The 13,493-nt window shown below is 67.5% G+C and carries 15 protein-coding genes; 7 read left to right on the top strand and 8 right to left on the bottom strand.

Going from position 1 to position 13,493, the window contains the following annotated elements; translation table 11 throughout:
- The first annotated feature begins 48 nt into the window (after positions 1 to 48).
- Both ACEQZD_RS03270 and ACEQZD_RS03265 read left to right on the top strand, forming a co-directional pair.
- Positions 49 to 1,056, top strand: coding sequence for an aspartate carbamoyltransferase catalytic subunit (locus ACEQZD_RS03270; protein WP_194856763.1), 1,008 nt, complete (start codon positions 49 to 51; stop codon positions 1,054 to 1,056).
- A complete protein-coding gene (locus ACEQZD_RS03265) occupies positions 1,046 to 2,326 on the top strand; it encodes a dihydroorotase (protein WP_370183925.1) in 1,281 nt (426 codons plus the stop codon). The genes ACEQZD_RS03270 and ACEQZD_RS03265 overlap by 11 nt, the downstream gene beginning before the upstream one ends.
- Here the strand turns inward: ACEQZD_RS03265 and dsbG are convergent.
- Entirely contained in the window at positions 2,316 to 2,927 is a 612-nt protein-coding gene (gene dsbG / locus ACEQZD_RS03260; RefSeq protein ID WP_255442235.1) for a thiol:disulfide interchange protein DsbG, read from the bottom strand. The genes ACEQZD_RS03265 and dsbG overlap by 11 nt on opposite strands.
- A gap of 3 nt (positions 2,928 to 2,930) precedes the next feature.
- A complete protein-coding gene (locus ACEQZD_RS03255; protein ID WP_370183923.1) occupies positions 2,931 to 3,752 on the bottom strand; it encodes a prolipoprotein diacylglyceryl transferase family protein in 822 nt (273 codons plus the stop codon).
- 89 nt (positions 3,753 to 3,841) lie between these two features.
- Here ACEQZD_RS03255 and ACEQZD_RS03250 point away from each other — a divergent pair, with 89 nt between their 5' ends.
- Positions 3,842 to 4,504, top strand: a complete 663-nt coding sequence (locus ACEQZD_RS03250) for a response regulator (RefSeq protein WP_370183920.1) — start codon at positions 3,842 to 3,844, stop codon at positions 4,502 to 4,504.
- Complete coding sequence (locus ACEQZD_RS03245) at positions 4,501 to 5,853, top strand: sensor histidine kinase (RefSeq protein WP_370183919.1); 1,353 nt, start codon at positions 4,501 to 4,503, stop codon at positions 5,851 to 5,853. Before ACEQZD_RS03250 ends, ACEQZD_RS03245 begins: the two co-directional genes overlap by 4 nt.
- On the opposite strand, the gene ACEQZD_RS03240 is transcribed toward ACEQZD_RS03245, so the two are convergent.
- From ACEQZD_RS03240 to ACEQZD_RS03230, 3 genes are read right to left on the bottom strand one after another with little or no spacing between them, the layout of a single operon-like run.
- A complete protein-coding gene (locus tag ACEQZD_RS03240; protein WP_370183917.1) occupies positions 5,822 to 6,364 on the bottom strand; it encodes a DUF4136 domain-containing protein in 543 nt (180 codons plus the stop codon). The two genes, ACEQZD_RS03245 and ACEQZD_RS03240, sit on opposite strands and share 32 nt — an antisense overlap.
- A 58-nt stretch (positions 6,365 to 6,422) precedes the next feature.
- Positions 6,423 to 7,142 carry a hypothetical protein gene (locus ACEQZD_RS03235; RefSeq protein WP_370183915.1) on the bottom strand — a complete coding sequence of 240 codons (720 nt, stop codon included), beginning with the start codon at positions 7,140 to 7,142 and terminating at the stop codon, positions 6,423 to 6,425.
- Positions 7,143 to 7,162: 20 nt separating this feature from the next.
- Positions 7,163 to 8,044: a LysR family transcriptional regulator gene (locus tag ACEQZD_RS03230; RefSeq protein ID WP_142947900.1), complete on the bottom strand. Its 882-nt coding sequence runs from the start codon at positions 8,042 to 8,044 to the stop codon at positions 7,163 to 7,165.
- 103 nt (positions 8,045 to 8,147) lie between these two features.
- Between ACEQZD_RS03230 and ACEQZD_RS03225 the strand changes: the two genes are divergently transcribed.
- Positions 8,148 to 9,152, top strand: a complete 1,005-nt coding sequence (locus tag ACEQZD_RS03225) for a glutathione S-transferase family protein (RefSeq protein ID WP_370183913.1) — start codon at positions 8,148 to 8,150, stop codon at positions 9,150 to 9,152.
- A 34-nt stretch (positions 9,153 to 9,186) separates the two neighbouring features.
- Complete coding sequence (locus tag ACEQZD_RS03220) at positions 9,187 to 10,041, top strand: pirin family protein (RefSeq protein ID WP_370183910.1); 855 nt, start codon at positions 9,187 to 9,189, stop codon at positions 10,039 to 10,041.
- A 20-nt stretch (positions 10,042 to 10,061) separates the two neighbouring features.
- Here the strand turns inward: ACEQZD_RS03220 and ACEQZD_RS03215 are convergent, their stop codons facing one another.
- From ACEQZD_RS03215 to ACEQZD_RS03205, 3 genes are all read right to left on the bottom strand, one after another.
- On the bottom strand, positions 10,062 to 10,484 hold the full coding sequence (locus tag ACEQZD_RS03215; protein WP_194856499.1) for an OsmC family protein: 423 nt from the start codon (positions 10,482 to 10,484) through the stop codon (positions 10,062 to 10,064).
- A gap of 103 nt (positions 10,485 to 10,587) precedes the next feature.
- On the bottom strand, positions 10,588 to 11,712 hold the full coding sequence (locus ACEQZD_RS03210; protein ID WP_370183907.1) for a PilT/PilU family type 4a pilus ATPase: 1,125 nt from the start codon (positions 11,710 to 11,712) through the stop codon (positions 10,588 to 10,590).
- A 13-nt stretch (positions 11,713 to 11,725) separates the two neighbouring features.
- Entirely contained in the window at positions 11,726 to 12,760 is a 1,035-nt protein-coding gene (locus ACEQZD_RS03205; protein ID WP_142947895.1) for a type IV pilus twitching motility protein PilT, read from the bottom strand.
- An 81-nt stretch (positions 12,761 to 12,841) separates the two neighbouring features.
- Here ACEQZD_RS03205 and ACEQZD_RS03200 point away from each other — a divergent pair.
- Positions 12,842 to 13,493 (top strand): YggS family pyridoxal phosphate-dependent enzyme (locus ACEQZD_RS03200; protein ID WP_370183905.1); only part of this gene is annotated, 652 nt, incomplete at its 3' end.

Below are 13,493 nucleotides of genomic sequence, written 5' to 3'. Positions count from 1 at the left end.
CGGGCCCGCGCCTTTGACTGCGGAGATTCGAGACATAAGGCCCGAAGAATGACGCTTGCGCCGCCGCCCTCCTCCCGCGTGCAGCTCACCGAAGACGGAAAGCTGCGACACTTTCTTTCCGTTGAACACCTGCCCCGTTCCCTGCTTGAAGACATTCTTGATACCGCCGCCAGCTTCGTCGACGTGGGCGGGCGCGCGATCAAGAAAGTGCCGCTGCTGCGCGGCAAGACGGTGGTCAATCTGTTCTTCGAATCCAGCACCCGCACCCGCAGCACCTTCGAGCTGGCCGCCAAGCGGCTCAGCGCCGACGTGCTCAACCTGGACATCGCCAAATCGGCCACCAGCAAGGGCGAAACCCTGCTCGACACGCTGCGCAACCTGGAGGCGATGGCCGCCGACATGTTCGTGGTGCGCCACCAGGATTCCGGCGCGCCCTTCTTCATCGCCAACGAGGTGACGCCGAGAGTGGCGGTGATCAACGCCGGTGACGGCCGCCACGCCCACCCCACCCAGGCGATGCTGGATATGTACACCATCCGCCACTACAAGGGCGGCTTCGCCGGCCTGCGGGTGGCGATCGTCGGCGACATCCTGCATTCGCGGGTGGCGCGCTCGCAGATCCACGCGCTGAATATTCTCGGCGCCGAGGAAGTGCGGCTGATCGGCCCGCGCACCCTGCTGCCCACCGACGTGGAGCAGCTCGGCGTCACTGTGTTCACCGACATGGCTCAGGGCCTCAAGGACGTGGACGTGGTGATCATGCTGCGCCTGCAGAAGGAGCGCATGGATTCCGCGCTGCTGCCCAGCGAGGGCGAATTCTTCCGCCTCTACGGCCTCAACAACGAGAAGCTGCGCCACGCCCGCCCGGACGCCATCGTCATGCACCCGGGGCCGATCAACCGGGGCGTGGAGATCGCCTCGGAAGTGGCCGACGGCCCGCGCTCGGTGATTCTCAACCAAGTGACGTTCGGCATCGCGGTGCGTATGGCGGTGATGTCGATGACCATCAGCGGCCAGGAAAGCAACCCGGACCACGGAGGCGACCATGGCCGCTAGAGCCCATCTGCTGATCCGCAAGGGCCGGGTGATCGACCCGCTCTCCGGCCGTGACGAAGTGGCCGACCTGCTGGTGGAAGACGGCCGGCTGGTGCGCATCGGCGCCAGCCTGGACGCCCCCGGCGCCGAGATCTTCGACGCCGAGGGCCACTGGGTGATCCCCGGCCTGGTGGACGCCTGCGTGCACCTGTCCCTGCCCGGCAGCGGCCGCGCCGGCGACATCGCCTCGGAAACCCGCGCCGCCGCCGGCGGCGGCATCACCCACATGGCGGCGCAGCCGGACTGCGGTCCGGTGGACTCCACCGCGGTGGTGCGGCTGATCCGCGAGCAGGCCGGCCAGGCCGGCTTCGCCCGGGTGCTGCCGGTGGCCGCGCTCACCCAGGGGCTGGAAGGCAATCAGCTGGCGGAGATGGCGACGCTGGCCCGGGCCGGCTGCATCGCCGTGGGCCAGGCCGGCGCCCGCGTGGTCGACGCCCTGGTGCTCAAGCGCGGCCTGGAGTACGCCGCCACCTTTGATCTGCCGGTGATGTTCCGTCCCCAGGACGCGGCCCTGGCCGGCGGCGGGTGTGCCCATGACGGGCCGGTGGCCACCCGCCTGGGTCTGCCCGGCATCCCCGCCGTGGCGGAGTCGGTGGACCTGGCCCGCGACCTGCTGTTGGTGGAAGCCACCGGCGTGCGCGCCCACTTCCAGCAGATCTCCAGCCGTGAATCCCTGTGGCTGCTGCGCGAAGCCAAGGCCCGGGGCTTGCCGGTCACCGCCGATGTGAGCATTCACCATCTGCTGCTGGACGAGTCCGCCATCGAAGGCTTCAACAGCCACTGCCACGTGATTCCGCCGCTGCGCGGCGCCGCCGACCGCGAAGCGCTGCTGGCGGCGGTGGCGGACGGTACCATCGACGCCATCTGCTCCCAGCACCAGCCGGTGGGGTCGTCGAGCAAGGCGGCGCCGTTCCCGGCCTCCAAACCGGGCATCTCCGGCCTGGACAGCCTGCTGCCGCTGATCCTCAAGCTGGTGGCGGAAGGCGCCTTGCCACTGCACCGGGCGCTGGACGCGGTCACCGCCGCGCCGGCCCGCTGCCTGGGTATTCAGGCGGGGCAGCTGGAAGCCGGCCGCCCGGCCAGCCTGTGCGTGCTGGCCGCCGATGAGAGCCGCGGCCTGGCCAGCCACTGGCTGTCGGCGGGCCGTAACTCGCCCTGGCGCAACGCCACCCTGCCCGGGGTGGTCAAGCTCACCGTCTGCCAGGGCAAGGTCAGCTGGCTCAGCGACTGACGCCGGCGTCCGCTTCCATCTGAAACAGATGGGTCGCCAGCAACGACTCGCCCATCAAACCCGGGGCGAACTGCAGTTGCCCCCGGGTATCGGTGAAGATCGTCGCCGGGGTGCCGCGGATGCCCAGCCGTTGCATCAGTATGCGGTTCTCCCCCAGCGCCCGGCTGATGTCCTTCGGGATATCCCGCAACGGTGCCAGCCCGCCGGCGTCGAACTCTTTTTGCCCTTTCTCCAGGGCCGCCAGCGGGTCGTCGGCGGCGAGCACCGCGGCGCCCTTGGCGTGGCTCTGCGGCTTGAGAATGCCGACGATCACGTGGCGCACCTGGGTGACGTTGTCCGCATCATTGATAAAGGGCCGCATCGCCTCCCACTGGCGCGCGCAGTACGGGCATTCCATGTCGGTGAACATGTAGGCGACCCGCTCCGGATTTTCCGGCCCTTCCGCCACCCAGTGGCTGTCCGCCAGCAGCGACCGTACCTGCCGGGCCTGCTCCTCGCTGATCTGGGCGCTGGCCGGCGGGCTGAACAGCGCCGCCGTCAGCGCCATCAGCAGCGGCGCCACCAGCGCCAGGGTCTGTCGGACGGTCGGTCGAGTGTGCATGGGCTACTCCTGAAGGTGCGGGTTAATAAAATGATGAAGGCTGGCCCGGGAAAGCGGCCCCACATGGCTGTTGACCAGGGTGCCGTCGCGGCCGATCAGCACGGTGGTGGGCAGGCCGCTGCCGCCCAGGGCCCGGGCCAGGTCGCTGTGCGGGTCCGACACCACGTTGTCCAGGCGCAAACCCTCTTCCAGCAAATAGCCGCGGATAATCTCCGCCGACTCGCCCTGGTTGGCGTACACGAAACGCACCCCCGGATAGTCGCTCTGGCCCTGTTCCAGCACCGGCATCTCGCGCCGGCAGGGCGGGCACCAGCTGGCCCACAGATTGACCAGGGTGAGGCGGTCCTCGGACAACGCGGAAAGCGCCACGGGGGTGCCGTCCAGCCGGTGCAGGGTCACCTCCGGCGCCGGCTGGTCGGTGCTGCTCACGGCCAGGGTCACGCTGGCGGTGAGCACCGCCGCCACCGCGCCGGTGAGCAGGGCGCGCCAGCTCTCGGACAGCGGCGCGTCCTCTTCCCGTGCGCGGCCGCGCAGCGCCCAGGCCAGGGCCAGGCCGGCGCCGGCCACCGCACCGGGCCACCAGAGGCCGCCGTCGCGCAGGTCGATCATTTCCAGCGGCCCGGCGAAGCGGTCGTGGTAGCGCGCCACGAACGCCACCCGCGCGCCGATCAGCGCCAGCAGCCCGATGCGCCATAGCAGCGGCTCGGCGTCCCCGTGGCCACGGCGGCGGCCGTACCAGGCCACCAGCCAGGCGGCGATCAGGCCCACTAGCCAGGGCAGCAGGGCGAGCGGTAGCGCGAAGGGTCCGAGTTGCAAAGCGTTCATGGGGCCTCTTGGGTGTCCTGGTTGCCGGGCCCAGCATTCCCGACCATGATTAACGCCGGGTTAATCCGGCGCCCGCATTCTGGTTTCCTATGCATGTACTACTGATCGAAGACGACGCCCTGCTCGGCGACGGCGTGCAGGCCGGTCTTCAGGCCCACGGCTTTTCCGTGGCCTGGGTGACCCGCGCCGCCGATGCCGACGCCGCCCTGGACAGTACCGCCTTTGACCTGGTGGTGCTCGATCTGGGTTTGCCCGACCAGGACGGGCTGTCGCTGCTGGCGCGCTGGCGCCGCCTGGGGCGGGACGAGCCGGTGCTGGTGCTCACCGCGCGGGACGGTGTCGAGCACCGGGTGACGGGATTGAACGCCGGCGCCGATGACTACCTGGTGAAACCCTTTGACCTGGACGAACTGGTGGCCCGCCTGCACGCCTTGATGCGCCGCGCCGCCGGCCGCGCCGCACCGGTGATCGAGTACGGCGGCCTGCGGTTCGAACCGGCGGCCCAGCGGCTCTGGCTGCACGGCGAGGCGGTCACCCTGCCGCGCCGTGAGCGGGCCCTGCTGCAGGCGCTGCTGCAAAGCCGTGGCCAGGTGCTGACCCCGGTTCAGCTCGCCGACCGGGTCTACGGCTGGACCGACGGCGTGGAGAGCAACGCCCTGGCGGTGCACATCCACAACCTGCGCCGCAAACTCGGCGACGCCCTGATCGAAACCGTGCGTGGCGAAGGTTACCGGCTGGGGGCCCCGCCGTGATCGCGCCCGCCAGTTTGCGCGGCCGCTTGCTGCTGTGCATGGGCCTGGGGCTGTCGGTGCTGTGGCTGGTGCTGGCGGTGTGGCTGCACGGCGAGGTCCGTGACCGGGTCGCGCGGGTGCTGGACCAGCGCCTGGCGGCGTCCGCGCGCATGGTGGTGTCGCTGCTGGAAAGCGACGCCGCCAGCGACCTGAAACTGCAGGAGTCCGGCGCCCTGCCCCTGGGCGGCATCGCCTGTGAAATCAGCAGCCTGCGCGGCGAGGTGCTGGCCCGTTCCGGCGGCGCCCCCAACGCCGGACTGGCGCTGCCCGAGGACGGCTTCGGCGAGCAACAGGTCGAGGGCGAAACCTGGCGGGTGTTCACCGTCAGCGACGGCGAGTTGCGCGTCACCTCGGCGGAACGCATGGCCGGGCGCACCGCCTTTATGCGCCAGGTGGCGCTGGTGCTGCTGGTGACCCTGGGCCTGGGCCTGCTGGCCAGCCTGGCGGTGGTGTGGTGGGCGGTGGGGCGCGCCCTGGCGCCGCTGGCCGTGCTGCGTGCCGACCTGTCCCGGCGCCGGGTCACCGACGAAGCGCCCCTGAGTGTGCCGGAAGGCGGGGTGGAGCTGGCGCCCATGGTCGACACCCTCAACCACTGGCTCGGCAACGCCCGCGATGCCCTGCTGCGCGAACGGCGCCTCACCGACGACCTGGCCCATGAACTGCGCACGCCGCTGGCGGCGATCCGCACCCAGCTTCAGGTCGCCGATATGACCGACGGCGAGCGCGCCGCCCACGCCCGGGCGCAGGCCCGGCAGGCGGTGCTGCGGCTGGCCAACAACCTGGACCAGCTGCTGGCCCTGGCCCGGGAAGAGGGCGCGGAAAGCCGGCGCCGGGAGCCGCCCGAGGCACTCGGCGATCTGCTCGCCACGGTGCTGGAAGAACTGCGGCCCGCCAGCCTCGAAAAGCGCCTCACCGTTCACCTGGACGCGGACGATGACCGGGCGTTGCGGCGGGCCGCTCCGGCCGGACCGGGCCTGATGCGGATCGCGCTGCGCAATGTGCTGGAGAACGCGGTCCGGCACAGCCCGGCCGGCGGTGAGATAGGGGTGCGGGTAGAGAGCGGACACAACGGCGAAGACATTGCCGTGGCCGTCGAGGATCAGGGCCCCGGGCTGGCCCCGGATCAGCGCGCCCGCGCCCTGGACCGGGGCTGGCGCGGCGGTGGCGAGGGCCAGGGGCTGGGCCTGGCCATCGTCGCCTCGGTGATGGCGCGCACCGGCGGTACCATTGCGCTGGACGCCGCCGACAGCGGCGGCCTGCGCGTGACCCTGCGGTGGCTTAGTTCGCCGCGCCCGGCGGGAAGCGATTGAACATCTCCGCCACCATCACGTCGATGCGCTCCTTGCGGCGTTCGCTGCTCATCGATTCGTAGAGCGTGTCGCGGCTGGTGGCTTCCCAGACCACTTCGCTGCTGCGGCGTTCGACCAGGGCGATTTGCAGCTTGTGCTCTTCGTAGGTCTCGCCTTCCACCGGAGTGGTGGCGCCGATGCCGTAGCCCCGGTTGAACCAGCCGAAGCCGAATTGCAGGGTGCTGCCCTGGAATTTCTCCACCGGCACGAAGGCGTAGCGCACCGCCAGGTCCGCCTGATCCAGGTCGGTACGGGTCAGCGGTCCGTCCGCCAGTTCGCGGTGTACGGCTTCCTGCACCCGCTGGCCGTTCAGGCTGAGCGCCTCCTGGTCGGCGTCCGGCGCCTCAATGGCGTAACTGCGGTACTGACTGAAATCGGTGCCGGCGCGATGGTCGATCACCACCGGCGACACGCACCCGCCCAGCAACAGGGCGAGCGCGGCGATCAAGGGCAGGCTGTGTAAGACTCGCATTGGACAACTCCCTGGGAATCATTCTCAAACAGTATAGAGCGCTTCCGCGAGGGTGACGTCAACGGGAACCGGCCGGAATCTGCACCCAGACCGCATGGGCGCGGGCCAGACAGCGACCGGCGGCGTCGTGCACCGCGGTGCCGGCGAAGTGTTTGCGCCCGTCGCGGCCCAGCGGCCAGCCACTCACCACATAGGTCTCGCCCACGTTCGGCAGCGCGTCCACCTGCACCGTGAAACTGCCCAGCACCACCCAGGTGTCCGGGTCTTTCTCCAGGGTGAACGAGCCCGGGCAGTCCAGCGCCGCGTACACCTGCGGCAGCGTCACCCGGCCCCGGTCGTCGCCGTGGCTGGCCGCCGGTGTCCACGGGCAGGCCACCGCGCGGCGGTCGTCCAGCCAACCGGGGAACAGCCGCAGGCCGTCGTCCCGGTCCGGGCCGCACACGTAGCAGCCAGGGAAAGGATGGTCGACGAAACCGCTGAAGCGGGTTTCCGCCTCCCGCGCTTCGTCCACGGTGGCCGGGGCCGGCACCGTCATTTCCGGCAGGCTGGCCTGGCGGGCGCGGGCCACCGGCTGGTCGTCGTGCAGGGCGAACCACTGCGCGTTGTCCAGCCGCAGCGGCATGTCGGTGTCCAGCGGCGGCGGCGCCATCAGGCGGGTTTCCACGCACGCCGTGCCGGCGTGCTCGGCCATGCGGCCGCAAATATAGCCGCCGTTGGCGGAGCCCGGCGGGCCGTTATAGCGGTTCTCAATGCGAATCGCGGTGGTGTTCGGTGTCATGGTGTTCTCTTTCCTACCAGTTAAACGGGTTCGGCTTCCGCCCTCAGGCATTCACCGAGAAAGCGTGCGGCCCGGCCGGCGTACTGACCGTCGGCGTAGACCAGATAGAGGTCGTGGAAGCGCTCCACGCCCTCTTTAAGCGGCAGCGGCAGCAGGCGGCCTTCGGCCAGGTCGGCGGCGATTTCGGTCTCCGGCACCCAGGCGAAACCCAGGCCGCGCAGCAACGCCTGGCGGCGCGCGCTGCCGTGGGAAAAGGTCCAGCGCTGCTCGGCGCCCAGCCAGCCCGAGTCCACCCGGCGCTTGCCGGAATCGCGGATCACCAGCTGGCGGTGCGGGCGCAGGTGGTCCAGCTCCAGCGGCCCCTGATGGTGCAACGCGTGCTCCGGCGCCGCCACCGCCACGAAGCGGATCCGCGACAGATGATCCCCCATGAAGCCGGGCGGCACCCGGCCGGTGATCACCACGTCCGCCTCATGGCGCAGCAGCGCTTCCTCGGAACCGGACAGCACGGTTTCCTGGAACTCCACCCGGGTCAGCGGGCTTTCGCTGGCCAGCCGCACCAGGGCGCAGAGTACCTGATCCTGGGGGAACAGGCCGTCGGCGGTGAGCCGCACCAGCGGCTCCCAGCCGTGGCCGAAGCGGATCGCGGTGTTCTCGATGCGGCCCGCCTCGTCCACCAGCACCTTGGCCTGGCGGTACAACAGGCTGCCGGTCTCGGTGAGTTTGGCGCGGCGGCCCTCCAGGGCGAAGGCGCGCACGCCCAGCTCGGTCTCGATTTTCTGCACCGCGTAGCTGATCGCGGACTGGCTTTTATCCAGCGCCTCGGCGGCGGCGGCGTAGCCGCCCTCGTCCACCACGGCGATCAGGGCCTGCCATTGGTCCAGGGTGATTTTCGTCGACATATCGAATCAATTGACCATATTTCACAAATATGTGCTGTTTTATATCGCCTTTTCAGAATCAATAATAGAGGTCAGCTTCAAGCAATGATTCCAAGGAGGTCCCATGGGACTGCTGGTAGAAGGACAGTGGCAAGACAAGTGGTACGACACCAAGAGCACCGGTGGCCATTTCAAGCGCTCGGAAAGCCAGTTTCGTAACTGGGTGACCGCCGACGGCGAAGCCGGCCCCACCGGCGAGGGCGGTTTCCCGGCGGAGAGCGGCCGTTACCACCTGTATGTGTCCTACGCCTGCCCCTGGGCCCACCGGGCGCTGGTGATGCGCGCCTGGAAAGGCCTTGAGAAGCACATTGACGTGTCCGTGGTGCACCCGCTGATGCTGGAGCACGGCTGGGAACTGCGCGAGGACTTCCCGGGCGCCACCGGCGACCCGCTGTACGGCCTGGACAAGCTGTATCAGCTGTATTTGAAGGCCGACGGTAAGTACACCGGGCGCGTCACCGTGCCGGTGCTGTGGGACAAGCAGCGCGAGACCATTGTCAGCAACGAGTCCGCCGACATTATCCGCATGTTCAACAGTGCCTTTGACGGGGTCGGTGCGCGGCCGGGGGATTACTACCCGAGTGATTTGCGCGAACAGATCGAGGCGGTTAACAGCCCGATCTACGAGAAGGTGAACAACGGCGTTTACAAGGCCGGCTTCGCCACCGGCCAGCAGGCCTACGACGAGGCGGTGCAGGCGCTGTTCGGCACCCTCGACGAATTGGAAGAGCGGCTCGGTAAAAGCCGCTATCTGGTGGGCAACACGCTCACCGAGGCGGATCTGCGCCTGTGGACCACGTTGGTGCGGTTCGATCCGGTTTACGTTACGCACTTCAAGTGCGACCGCCGCCGGATCGCCGACTACCCCAACCTGAGCGGTCTGTTGCGCGAGCTCTACCAGCTGCCCGGTGTGGCCGGCAGCGTGGATATGGATCATATCCGCAACCATTATTTCCGCAGCCACCCGACGGTGAACCCCCACGGGATCATCTCGATCGGCCCGGAGCAGGATCTTTCCGCCGCCCACGACCGCGACCGGCTGGGCGAACGGGAGATCCGGGGCGTCTGAGGGCGCCCCGGAGGACAGCCAACAGGAGGCAACCATGAAAGAGCGTCGCATACTTAATACGTTCCGTGCCCTGGATACATCCGATGGCGCCGGCGTGCGCCTGAAGCGCGCGCTGGGCCACAACCCGGCGGTGCGGCTGGATCCGTTCCTGATGCTGGACGCGTTCTCCTCCGACAATCCGGACGACTACGTGGCCGGCTTCCCGGCCCATCCGCACCGTGGCTTCGAGACCGTCACCTACCTGGTGGAAGGACACATGAAGCACCGTGATCACCTGGGTAACGAAGGCGATCTCAAGCAGGGCGGCGTGCAGTGGATGACCGCCGGGCGCGGCATCATCCACGAGGAAATGCCCCAGCAGCAGGACGGTTTGCTGCGCGGCTTCCAGCTGTGGATCAACCTGCCGGCGGCGGAGAAGATGAAGCCGGCCGGTTATCGGGACATCACCGACACCGAGATGCCGCGTCTGGATCTGCCCGGCGGCGGGCAGGTCAAGGCGGTGGCCGGCGAGGTGACGCTCAACGGTGAAACGATCACCGCGCCGGTGGTCGGCGGCAGCACCGATCCGCTCTACCTGGACGTGAAGTTGCGCGGCGGCGAAAGCCTGACCGTGCCGGTGAAAAGCGGCTACAACGCGCTGCTGTATCTGTTCGAAGGGAGCCTGACGGTGAATGGCGAGACGCTGCGCCTGGAGCACACCGGCACGCTGAGCGACGGCGATCGTGTGACGCTCGCCGCCGGTAAGGACGGTGCCCGGCTGTTGTTGCTGGCGGGCAAGCCGATCGGCGAGCCGGTGGCCCAGTACGGTCCCTTCGTGATGAACACGCAGGAAGAGGTCGAGCAGGCGCTGCGGGACTACCGGGCCGGCACGCTGGCTGAGCCGGCCTGAGGGCTCGCTCGCACAGTTCTTCAGCCGAGTTTGGCGTCCAGGGTGATCTCAGCGTTGAGCACCTTGGACACCGGACACCCTTCCTTGGCGCCGTTGGCGATTTTCTGAAACTCGGCGTCGTCGATGCCGGGAATCTTCGCGTTCATATCCAGATGAATCTTGGTGATGCTGAAGCCGTCGCCGTCTTTATCCAAAGTCACTTTCGCCTTGGTGTCGATGCTGTCGGCGGTGTAGCCGGCGTTACCCAGCTCCAGCGAAAACGCCATCGAGAAACAGCCGGCGTGGGCGGCGCCGATCAGCTCTTCCGGGTTGGTGCCGGGCTCGTCCTCGAAGCGGGTGTTGAAACCGTAGGGCTGTTCCTTGAGGGCACCGCTTTGCGTGGAAATGGTGCCTTTGCCCTTCTTGATGTCGCCTTCCCAGTGGGCGGATGCGAACTTGTTCATGACGTTGCCTCCCGATACGAATGTCCGGGCAAGAGTGGGAGCCCGTCCGTGAAGGATAGGTGCACTCTTGCCCCGGCGACCGTAAAAGAAGGATAAACGCCGGTTAGTCGTGGTCGCCTTCGATGGTCAGGCCGCGGGTGGCGTGATCCAGGCTGGTGGCGTCGGTTTCGTTGCCGAGCTTGATCATCAGGCGCAGGTCGTTGGGCGAGTCGGCATGGGCGATGGCGTCCTCGTAGGTGATCTCGCCGGCGTCGTACAGATCGTAGAGCGCCTGGTCGAAGGTCTGCATGCCCTGTTCCCGGGACTTGCCCATCAGCGCTTTCAGCAGGTGAATCTCGCCCTTGCGGATATGGTCGGACACCAGCGGCGTGTTGAGCAGCACTTCGATGGCGGCGCGCCGGCCCTTGCCGTCCGGGGTGGGGATCAGCTGCTGGGCGACGATGCCGCGCAGGTTCAGCGACAGGTCCATGTAAAGCTGGTTATGGCGATCCGCCGGGAAGAAGTGAATGATGCGGTCCAGCGCCTGGTTGGCATTGTTGGCGTGCAGGGTGGCCAGGCAGAGGTGGCCGGTCTCGGCGAACGCGATGGCGTGGTCCATCACCTCGCGGCTGCGCACCTCGCCGATCAGAATCACGTCCGGCGCCTGGCGCAGGGTGTTCTTCAGCGCCACCTCGAAGGATTCCGTGTCGATGCCCACTTCCCGTTGCGTGACGATGCAGCCCTGGTGCTGGTGGATGAATTCGATCGGGTCCTCGATGGAAATGATGTGCCCTTTGGAGTTCTTGTTGCGGTGGCCGATCATCGACGCCAGCGAGGTGGATTTACCGGTGCCGGTGGCGCCGACGAAAATCACCAGGCCGCGCTTGGTCATCGCCAGGTCCTTGATCACCGGCGGCAGGCGCAGCTCGTCCACGTTGGGAATCTTGGTCTCGATGCGGCGCAGCACCATGCCCACCAGGTTGCGCTGGTAAAAGGCGCTGGCCCGGAACCGGCCGATGCCGCGGGCGGAAATCGCGAAGTTGCACTCGTGGTGTTCGAGGAATTCCTTGCGCTGCTTTTCGTTCATGGTGCTGAGCACGATGTCCCGGGTCATGTCCGGGGTCAGGGCGTTGCGCGTCACCGGCAGCACCTTGCCGTGAATTTTCATGCTCGGTGGCACGCCGGCGGTGATGAACAGGTCCGAGCCGCCTTTCTGCACCATTAATTTAAGAAGATCTTCAAATTCCATGCGCTTGCCCCAATCAGATGGCGTCCGGGTTCTTGGCTTTTTCCTGGGCCGCCTGACGGGCCACCAGGCCTTTCTTCACCAGGCCCTGCAGGCACTGGTCCAGGGTCTGCATGCCCAGGGCGCCGCCGGTCTGGATGGCGGAGTACATCTGCGCCACCTTGTCCTCGCGGATCAGGTTCCGGATCGCGGCGGTGCCGATCATGATCTCGTGGGCGGCGATCCGCCCGCCGCCGTTTTTCTTCATCAGGGTCTGCGAGATCACCGCCTGCAGGGATTCCGACAACATCGAGCGGACCATGGATTTCTCCTCCGCCGGGAACACGTCCACCACCCGGTCGATGGTCTTGGCCGCCGAGGTGGTGTGCAGGGTGCCGAACACCAGGTGGCCGGTTTCGGCGGCGGTGAGCGCCAGCCGGATGGTTTCCAGGTCGCGCAATTCGCCCACCAGAATAATGTCCGGGTCTTCCCGCAGGGCGGAGCGCAGCGCCTCGGCGAAGCCCAGGGTGTCGCGGTGCACTTCCCGCTGGTTGACCAGGCACTTCTTGGATTCGTGCACGAATTCGATCGGGTCCTCGATGGTGAGGATGTGCTCGTAGCGGCTCTCGTTGATGTAGTCCATCATCGCCGCCAGGGTGGTGGATTTACCCGAGCCGGTGGGCCCGGTCACCAGCACGATGCCGCGTGGGAAATCGGATATCTTCTGGAACACCTTGCCCATGCCCAGGTCCTCCATGGTCAGCACCTTGGAGGGAATGGTCCGGAACACGGCGCCGGCGCCGCGGTTCTGATTGAAGGCGTTGACCCGGAAACGGGCCACGCCGGGCACGTCGAAGGAGAAGTCGGTCTCCAGGAATTCCTCGTAATCCTTGCGCTGCTTGTCGTTCATGATGTCATAAACGAGCGCGTGCACTTCCTTGTGCTCCATGGCCGGCAGATTGATACGGCGCACGTCGCCGTCCACCCGGATCATCGGGGGCAGGCCGGCGGAAAGGTGCAAATCCGAGGCGCCGTTTTTGGCGCTGAAGGCAAGCAGTTCGGTGATATCCATGGGTTTCTGTATTCTTCTCAGTAGAATTTCGCAGGACGGTATAGGTCCTTAAACTAACCGCTCGCCGTGAGCCATTCAATCATGCCCGAAACCGATACCCCGCTAACCTCGATTCGCGCACGGATCGACGCCGCCTGCGCCGGCGCCGGCCGGGCCCCGCAAAGCGTCACCCTGCTGGCGGTCAGCAAGACCCGCGGCGCCGACGAGATCGCCGCGCTCGCCGACCAGGGCCAGCGTCATTTCGGTGAAAACTACCTCCAGGAAGCCCTCGACAAGATGCCCGCCCTGGCGGACCGGGGCCTGGAGTGGCATTTCATCGGCCCGATCCAGTCCAACAAGACCCGCGACATCGCCGCCCATTTCGACTGGGTGCACACCGTGGACCGCGCCAAGGTGGCGCGCCGGCTCAACGAGCAGCGCCCGGACCACCTGCCGCCGCTCAACGTCTGCATCCAGGTCAATGTGGACGACGAAGCCAGCAAAAGCGGGGTCGCCCTGGATCAGGTCGCGGCGCTGGCCGCCGGGTTCGCCGACTGGCCGCGCCTGCGCCTGCGCGGCCTGATGGCGATTCCCCGCGCCGACAGCGACGACCACAACCGCGCCGCTTTCCACGCCCTCGCCATGACACTGTCACAATTGCGCAATACAATGCCGGCCCTCGACACCCTCTCCATGGGTATGAGCGCGGACTACACGGTGGCCATCGAAGAAGGCGCCACCCTGGTGCGGCTGG

Source organism: Alloalcanivorax sp., from assembly GCF_964221125.1.
Classification (GTDB): Bacteria; Pseudomonadota; Gammaproteobacteria; order Pseudomonadales; family Alcanivoracaceae; genus Alloalcanivorax; species Alloalcanivorax venustensis.
Note: the sequence above shows the minus strand (reverse complement) of the source record. Positions and strands in the feature narration are given on the sequence as shown.

Coding starts and splice junctions, on each gene's coding strand:
- ACEQZD_RS03270 (WP_194856763.1), top strand. CDS start 49: ATGACGCTTGCGCCGCCGCCCTCCTCCCGCGTGCAGCTCACCGAAGAC.
- ACEQZD_RS03265 (WP_370183925.1), top strand. CDS start 1,046: ATGGCCGCTAGAGCCCATCTGCTGATCCGCAAGGGCCGGGTGATCGAC.
- dsbG (WP_255442235.1), bottom strand. CDS start 2,927: ATGCACACTCGACCGACCGTCCGACAGACCCTGGCGCTGGTGGCGCCG.
- ACEQZD_RS03255 (WP_370183923.1), bottom strand. CDS start 3,752: ATGAACGCTTTGCAACTCGGACCCTTCGCGCTACCGCTCGCCCTGCTG.
- ACEQZD_RS03250 (WP_370183920.1), top strand. CDS start 3,842: ATGCATGTACTACTGATCGAAGACGACGCCCTGCTCGGCGACGGCGTG.
- ACEQZD_RS03240 (WP_370183917.1), bottom strand. CDS start 6,364: ATGCGAGTCTTACACAGCCTGCCCTTGATCGCCGCGCTCGCCCTGTTG.
- ACEQZD_RS03235 (WP_370183915.1), bottom strand. CDS start 7,142: ATGACACCGAACACCACCGCGATTCGCATTGAGAACCGCTATAACGGC.
- ACEQZD_RS03230 (WP_142947900.1), bottom strand. CDS start 8,044: ATGTCGACGAAAATCACCCTGGACCAATGGCAGGCCCTGATCGCCGTG.
- ACEQZD_RS03225 (WP_370183913.1), top strand. CDS start 8,148: ATGGGACTGCTGGTAGAAGGACAGTGGCAAGACAAGTGGTACGACACC.
- ACEQZD_RS03220 (WP_370183910.1), top strand. CDS start 9,187: ATGAAAGAGCGTCGCATACTTAATACGTTCCGTGCCCTGGATACATCC.
- ACEQZD_RS03215 (WP_194856499.1), bottom strand. CDS start 10,484: ATGAACAAGTTCGCATCCGCCCACTGGGAAGGCGACATCAAGAAGGGC.
- ACEQZD_RS03210 (WP_370183907.1), bottom strand. CDS start 11,712: ATGGAATTTGAAGATCTTCTTAAATTAATGGTGCAGAAAGGCGGCTCG.
- ACEQZD_RS03205 (WP_142947895.1), bottom strand. CDS start 12,760: ATGGATATCACCGAACTGCTTGCCTTCAGCGCCAAAAACGGCGCCTCG.